Origin of the sequence: Gordonia sputi NBRC 100414 (assembly GCF_000248055.1) — a bacterium.
Classification (GTDB): domain Bacteria; phylum Actinomycetota; class Actinomycetes; order Mycobacteriales; family Mycobacteriaceae; genus Gordonia; species Gordonia sputi.
The window spans coordinates 1-6369 of record NZ_BAFC01000077.1 but is presented as its reverse complement, the minus strand read 5'-3'; the positions used below and the strand labels follow the sequence as shown (position 1 = coordinate 6369).

Here is a 6369-nt window from a genome sequence, read left to right as displayed (position 1 = left end):
TCCCGCGAGCGAGTCCCAGGTGAAGCCGAGTGCAAAGCCGCCAGTGCCGCCGCTGTATGCGCGCCACTGAGACAGCGAGTCAGGTTTCTCGCTTAGCGACACGGAGAAGCATCTGTATCCCCAGTCAACGGGATTACCTTCGAACGCCTGCGCGAGCTGTTGGAACGTCTCGCTCAGAGCGTCACCGTCGGACGCCGTCGCGCGCAGAACCTCACAGAACCGTTGGGCACCGAAGCGCAATTCGTGCTGATCATTCATGTACCGGACATCAGAGGCCCACATCTTCGCGGCTGATCGGTAGACGTCCTTCTCGTTCTCGGAGCTGACCGGCCACGACGACGGAGACAGAATTCCTACCAGACCTCCAGCGTCCGTGTAGTGGTAAAGCACGTCGGGCTCATCGGTCTCGGGCGGCACGACCTGACCGGGGCCGCCAAGCGGCTGGGAGATGGGGAAACTGCTGTCGTCACCGGGCATCATCTCTCCAGTATTCAGTGACATCTGCGGACTACTACGCGATTTCGGCGTGGGTGCGTGTCGCAGTTTTCGCGTGCTGGAAGTGCGCGATGTGCTCGTATGTGCGATGTTCGTCGCTGTCAAGCCTTCTCGCGCAACTCATTTCTGGCGGAACGTCGTCGATCATGTCAGTGGCATCGGGCAACATGTCGGCACGGCTACCACATAGTGGGGTGGCCCCGACAGATGGAGATGGCAATGTTCGAAACAGTGGGGATCGAGCTATACCCGATGCGATGGCAATGGCTAGCGGCCAAGCACGCGGTGCGCGCCCTGGTAGGAGCCGCATGGGTGTTCGTCGTCGGTACGGCCGCCACCGCATTGTGGTGCATTAGCCCCTACGCCCTACCGAAAGTTATTGCAGAGTGGGGCATTTGGCTCCCAATGGCCTTGGCGGGACTGCTGGTCCAGGTGTCGATGCTCGCCCTGCAAATCGCCTACTCAAGCATGATCGTCACCTGTGCCCCGATGCGCGATGGCAATGGCAACCGGGTTGGATGGCGCAAGCAGCTCAGTTCGCTCGCCGCGACGAGAGACTTTCAGTTGACGGGCGTAGCGCTCGTTGGCCTGTGCTCGGGCGTAGTCATTCTCAAGCATGCTCCGAACGTGGCGATCCTGACCGGCGCTGTCATCCCACTGATTGCTTCATTGGTTGCGTTGCGCGGGCTATTGGGCAGTCTCCAGGCGGCACAGCCGCACGTCAACCGACCTCCGCTGGAGGACCCCGCAGTCGGTGATAGGTACTTCGCGAACTCGCGCATCGTGAAAAAGTACGGGTCGTATTGGTACGACCCAGCACAGCTGCAGACTGTATCTGTCGCGCGAGCTTATGCATCGATGGCCTCGCAGCAACGATTCAACATCTATACAGCCAACGCCGTGGCACTGGCTACGATCCCTTTGCTCAGCGTGTTTCCGCCGTGCAACTCGGGAGTGTTCTTGATGATCCGCGTAGCCCTCGCGGCCAGCATGATGCTGGTCGCATCCGTGACTGCGGAGCGTGCCAAACGGCTCGGCGAACTGCGTGACCAGTACATCGATCGCATCGCTGATCTTGAGGAGCGTCCGTAGGTCAGAACAGTTGAGCGGACGTCGCGGATTCTCGGTGCCTGGCAGATTGCTCACCCGGGTCTCCGACCACGCCATCGGCGCCGATCACTGACCCCGATCGCGGGTCTGCTGTCGTGTGATCGCGCGCCCGAGCAATGAAGGCAGGAACATCTTCGTCACCGCACTACCGTCACATGCTTCTTGGCTTACGCCCAGCGGCTCGTCGCGATTCGATGTGCACCGAATCTATTGTCTAGCTGCACTGATCGGTAGCGGGTTGCCGTCGCCGTCGGTGCCGATGAGTGTGAGGGTTTTGGTGTTGCTGTCCCAGGAAGCTTTGACCGCGAAGCGGTCGTCGCCGTATTGCCATGCCAACTGTGTGGACTCGGTGATGGTGTCAGGGACGCCGGTGGCGACGCTGGGCTTTCTCGCGGTGATCTGGACGGTGCCGCCCTCGTTCCACGTCCAGGTTCCGCTGGTGGGAAGCCAGCTGTTCTCGGTGGCGGTGTAGGTGCCATCGGCGATGGTGATCTGGAAGGTTTGCGGGCCGGTAGGTTCGCTGGTCACGTTGGGGTTGGTACTTGGCGATCGGGTGACGGTGATCGTCCAGGTGCCTTGAGCGAACTTCTTGACGGGTTCGGCACCAGGATCGTTTCCGGAACAGGCGGCGACGATCATCGCACCGGAGGCGAAGGCAGCGTATTTGAAGATGTCGCGGCGGGTGAACCCGATCGAGCGGGCCTGCCGATAGGTGGCGGCGGGCGTGGTCGGCGGCATCATGGGTGTGGTTCTCCGTGCTGTCGGTCACATGGGTTGAGGAGATTGACAAGGACACCTCACTCGGCGGTATGTGTATCATATTTGATACAGACTCAGAAGTGGTCCGCATCGGAGTGTTGTCGGGATGCCTACTCCCGATCCGCTCCCGTCCGATGACGAGCTGGTGCGCCGCATGGCGCATCGCCGTGCGTTTGCCGACGTGGTGCGTCGGGCGCGGGAAGCGCGTGGGCTAAGCCAAGAAGCCCTGGCTGAACGTGCGGAGGTGTCAAGGCCGACAATCGCGAGGATCGAGGGCTCGACGAACACCGTCACCCTCGACCGGTTGTGGGCGCTGGCTTCTGCGCTCGATACAAGTGCTACCGACTTGATCAGGCGAACCGAACTGCTGGCCAGCTCGGAATCCGGGACGGGGTAGCTGAGCTACATATCGGCCCGGAAGTGACCGAGTGAGGCTCACAGAGCCTGTCCAGTGATTTGCGAATCGAGCCAGGTAACGTCACCGGACCCGCGGCCTTCGAACCGCTGAACCGTGGTTCGCGGACTTCCTCCAGTGCCGTACACGCTGACGATCGGGACGCGGCTACGTGCGAGAACTCCGTAGCTCAGTCTGGTTCCGCGCGACGCTGGTGTTGGCGACCCTGGCGTCGGGTCAGCGCTGGTGCGCAATCGTTCTATGGCGCGGAGCCACTCAGGTGGCGCTGATGACGCCTGCCGACAGCAGCGCGATCACGACGACACCGAGTGCGACGCGGTAGACGCCGAACCAGTTCAGCGAGTGGCCGCTGACGAAGCGCAACAGCCAGGCAATGGAGATGTAGCCGACGACGAAGGAGATCAGCGTGGCCACCGCGAGTTGTGCACCGGTGGCCTCCATACCGTCGCCGGACGGGTGGAAGGCGTCGGGAAGACTGAACAGTCCCGATGCGAGCACCGCGGGGATCGCGAGCAGAAACGAGAAGCGGAACGCGGCCTCGCGCTCGAGTCCGAGGAACAGACCGGCGCTGGCCGTCGCACCCGACCGCGACACGCCAGGCACCAGGGCGAGGCATTGCGCGAGACCCATGACGAGGCCGTCTCGCAGGGTGAGTTGCTCGATCGACCGGGATTGGGTAGCGACGCGTTCGGCGAGCCAGAACACTCCCGAGAACACGATCAGGACGATCGCGGTGATCCAGAGGTTGCGTGCGGCGGTGCGGATCTCATCCTTCAGCAGGAAGCCGATGATCCCGATCGGGATGGTCGCGAAGATCACGTACCAGCCGATCCGGTAGTCGAGGTTGCGTTCGTGTTCGTTGAACAGTCCGCGGAACCAGGCGGTGATGATCCGCCCGATGTCGCGGGCGAAGAACACGAGGACCGCGGCCTCGGTGCCGAGTTGGATCACAGCGGTGAACGACGCACCGGCGTCGCCGCCGAACATCAGTTCCGAAGCGATACGCAGGTGGGCCGACGATGAGATGGGCAGAAATTCGGTGAGGCCCTGGATGATTCCCAGCACGATCGCCTGGGCCCAGGTCATGGTCTCGGTCATGGACGACCACACTCTGTGCCGTCAACTAGACCGCCGACCGCTGTTATTCGCTGGTTATGCACGGCGATAGTGTGGTCGCCCATACCTGTGGAGACACTGAGTCCTTCGAGATCAACGGGTCCTTTGCGATCAACGGCAGTTTTCGTCCGATGCCTGCAAGGCTTGCGTCGCAGCGTAGTGCCAGGCCGTGGTGAACCGTAGGGGAACTGACTGCACGGTCCGGTGCGGCTCAATGGACTGGCACTCAGACGGGCTGGCCCATGAACGCGGCGATCATGGTCCATGATGGATGTTTGAGGAACATGCGATCGACGGCTGCTCGATCGAGGAAGTGCCAGGTTTGAGGCGGAGCGAACTCTTGGTTTCTTCGGATATCACTCAGCCGGACAGGGTCGAGAAGTGGACTCACATCTCGGAGGTGGATTAGGTAGGCGGTGTCTCTGCCCGCAAAGTATTCGGTGATGTCGCGCTGCGTAACGCATGCGGCGGTCATGACTGCACGTCCCATCTGCGAGACGGGCGTCACGTCGATTCGCGCTACTCGGCATGTGGCCACCACCGCCGACGTCGGGATGGTCTCGTAAATGGCGATGGGTTGTCCCGGCCGCACATGTGGCCTGGTCTTGCGAAGCTCGACCGTCTTCGTTCCGTTCACGATGTTTCGGGCGTGCCGCGGGTGGATCGATAGCATCATCAGTCCACGGTGTGGATCGACACCCGCCTCATTTGACGCCAAACTGCCCCTCCCTGATGATCGTTGCGGAAACGTCGGGTACCAATCGTACCGAGGACATGCCGGGCAATCGCTGCCCGACTTCGCCTCCCAGTTGTTGGATTCGCCGGAGGGGCACGGGGTGGTCAAACACGACAGTGTCTGCGACACGCAGTGCTCGGGCTTTGTTTCCGCGCGCCGCCTGCGCCACTTGGTCATAGGTGTACACGCCAAGTCGGCTAAAGCGACGATGGAGTTCGTGCGCGGTACCGTCAACCGTTTCGATTAGTGAACTACACGCGAATGCTTCTTGGCTTGTGCCGCTTACATACCAGATGATACGACCTGGCGCAGTTTCGCCTGAGCTTCGGGATTTGTAGTACACGTGCTCTCTGCTCAACCCAAGATTTGACGGCCGGTCGAATAGTTGATCGGGGTAGCCGAACAGGTCGACTGAGAATTGCGGCTTAATGGGCACTAACCAGGTGGGCAGTTCATCTGAGTCGAATCGCACAGGACGCAACTCGTGCTCAATGGCAGCGGTCCGGTACGGTTCTGCGCGCGCACAGATCCGGCGTACCGCCTTGGTGAGCACCGATTTCTCGTCACCATCATCGTTGAGCGACGCAAGTATCGATCCGATTCGCGAGTCAAACTCATGCGGTGTCAGATACCCGCCGAGTCCAACACCAATTAGCCCTGACTCGGTCAAATGGAAGCCATCCGACACGAGAGCCTCTCGGATTGTGGTGTCGACATGTTTATCGATGATGCGGATCACGTTCTTGTGATGCGTGAGGCTAAAGTCGCGAATATTTTGAACGAGTTGGGACGCCAAAGACACGCTGAGGGGGTTCTTGTGCATTCGCGCTACGCGCACAACCGCGTGCTCACCAGCAGTATCGATGCCAATCAATGCGATGGGAACCCGGCTGGGGTTGTAGACTATTTGCATAGTCGATAGGGGTTTGGCTGCGGCGATATCATCTCGTATTTGCTGGAATTCGTTGCGCCGTTCTGACGTTGCGGTACTGATAAATCCGTCGACGTCAGTAGCGTCGTCCACGCTGGCTTCGGCACGTCGATTGGCCGTCCCAAGAAGGGGGCCGGGTGAGTACAACGAGGTGTTTTCGATTTCGTCGACGAGCCCCACTAGTGCCGATGGCGTCACGATGTTGATTTCGAACATCTTTTTTGATGCGGGACCCAAGCGACGGCGTGCCGGGCCGTCGCGCGTCACGATTGTTGTCACGCCCGCGACTGCGGCATAGGCAACATGTTTTCGATCGCTGCGAGTCTGGCGACTCTCGTCAGGTCGAGCCCCAGATTGTTCCGCCAAGCGCATGTCGACGCGTTCGAGTTCACTCTGGTCAACAGTGACCTCTGTGTAGGCTCCCAGTGCTGCGCGTAGTCGTCGCCTTGCTGCCTCGTCTGGGTTGCGGTCGATTTCATTGGCAGCTTCTGGACTGACGATCACCTCGATGCGATCATGAAGCGAGTCGAACACCCGACGTGTTTGCTGCTCCTCGGTTCCCGGACTATCGCATGTCAAATCGATGAGGATGTTCATGTCAATCATGACGGGCACCAACGAGTCGGCTGGGCCATCCCACGTCAGTAACGTCGGGTGTCCGAAGTCAAGCCACCAGCGGTTGAGTAGACGGCGATCTTTACCTCGGCCTGGCGTCTCCCCACGTGCAACGAATCCGAGTTTGGGCCACATGTGGTGGGCTGGATAGTCACGTCGGCAACTGAGCAGAATTCCCAAGCGCTCGGGATA

Annotated in this window: 7 protein-coding genes; 2 read left to right on the top strand and 5 right to left on the bottom strand. The window is 60.6% G+C overall.

Annotated elements, in window-relative coordinates:
* The coding region (locus tag GOSPT_RS12850) for a DUF2971 domain-containing protein (protein WP_039855916.1) at positions 1 to 501 on the bottom strand (501 nt) is incomplete at its 3' end.
* A gap of 213 nt (positions 502 to 714) precedes the next feature.
* Between GOSPT_RS12850 and GOSPT_RS12845 the strand changes: the two genes are divergently transcribed.
* Entirely contained in the window at positions 715 to 1587 is an 873-nt protein-coding gene (locus GOSPT_RS12845; RefSeq protein WP_005206623.1) for a hypothetical protein, read from the top strand.
* A gap of 225 nt (positions 1588 to 1812) precedes the next feature.
* On the opposite strand, the gene GOSPT_RS12840 is transcribed toward GOSPT_RS12845, so the two are convergent.
* Positions 1813 to 2346: a hypothetical protein gene (locus tag GOSPT_RS12840; RefSeq protein WP_005206622.1), complete on the bottom strand. Its 534-nt coding sequence runs from the start codon at positions 2344 to 2346 to the stop codon at positions 1813 to 1815.
* Positions 2347 to 2470: 124 nt separating this feature from the next.
* Between GOSPT_RS12840 and GOSPT_RS12835 the strand changes: the two genes are divergently transcribed.
* The gene (locus tag GOSPT_RS12835) at positions 2471 to 2761 is read left to right on the top strand and encodes a helix-turn-helix domain-containing protein (RefSeq protein WP_005206621.1); all 291 of its coding nucleotides are present in this window, start codon (positions 2471 to 2473) and stop codon (positions 2759 to 2761) included.
* A 273-nt stretch (positions 2762 to 3034) separates the two neighbouring features.
* Here GOSPT_RS12835 and GOSPT_RS12830 read toward each other — a convergent pair whose 3' ends face one another.
* From GOSPT_RS12830 to GOSPT_RS23915, 3 genes are all read right to left on the bottom strand, one after another.
* The gene (locus GOSPT_RS12830) at positions 3035 to 3877 is read right to left on the bottom strand and encodes an undecaprenyl-diphosphate phosphatase (protein WP_005206620.1); all 843 of its coding nucleotides are present in this window, start codon (positions 3875 to 3877) and stop codon (positions 3035 to 3037) included.
* A 244-nt stretch (positions 3878 to 4121) separates the two neighbouring features.
* Entirely contained in the window at positions 4122 to 4571 is a 450-nt protein-coding gene (locus GOSPT_RS12825) for an ASCH domain-containing protein (protein ID WP_051993884.1), read from the bottom strand.
* Positions 4572 to 4599: 28 nt separating this feature from the next.
* A partial coding sequence (locus tag GOSPT_RS23915; RefSeq protein ID WP_217996117.1) for a PIN domain-containing protein occupies positions 4600 to 6369 on the bottom strand: 1770 nt, incomplete at its 5' end.